Annotated in this window: 1 protein-coding gene; it reads left to right on the top strand. The window is 30.3% G+C overall.

The window, feature by feature from the left end:
- Positions 1-11 precede the first annotated feature (11 nt).
- Positions 12-692: a superantigen-like protein SSL1 gene (locus tag IDG60_RS17655; protein ID WP_200674497.1), complete on the top strand. Its 681-nt coding sequence runs from the start codon at positions 12-14 to the stop codon at positions 690-692.
- Positions 693-780 lie beyond the last annotated feature (88 nt).

Genomic DNA, 780 nt, shown 5'->3' on the forward strand with positions numbered 1-780 from the left:
GGCTAAAAATTATGAAATTTAAAGCGATAGCAAAAGCAAGTTTAGCATTGGGAATGTTAGCAACAGGTGTAATTACATCGAATGTACAATCAGTACAAGCGAAAACAGAAGTTAAACAACAAAGTGAGGCTGATTTAAAACTTTATTATAATGGACCAAGTTTTGAATATAAAAAAGTAACTGGATATGGATTTATTGAAGGTAAAGATAGATTTATTGATTTTATATACAATGGACAATATAATAAAATATCTTTAGTTGGTTCTGATAAAGATAAATATAATGAAGAAGTTAACCCAGATATAGATGTGTTTGTCGTTAGAGAAGGAAACGGTAGACAAGCTGATAATCATTCGATTGGTGGCATAACAAAAACTAATAGAGGAGTGTATTATAACTATATACACACACCAATCCTTGAAATCAAGAAAGGTAAAGAAGAACCACAAAGTAGTCTATACCAAATTTATAAAGAAGACATCTCACTAAAAGAACTTGATTTTAAATTAAGAAAGCAATTAATTAGTCAAAGTGGCTTGTATTCAAATGGTCTTAAACAAGGTCAAATTACAATTACAATGAATGATGGCACAACACATACAATCGATTTAAGTCAAAAACTTGAAAAAGAACGTATGGGCGAGTCTATCGATGGCAGACAAATACAAAAAATTCTAGTAGAAATGAAATAATACTTTCTAACAACAAAGCGCTATGTTGAATAGTGCTTGTTATGGAAATATATGGAAGTTAAGCGACGTACTGTTGCTTAGCTTCTTT

This window comes from Staphylococcus sp. EG-SA-2 (assembly GCF_017152085.1).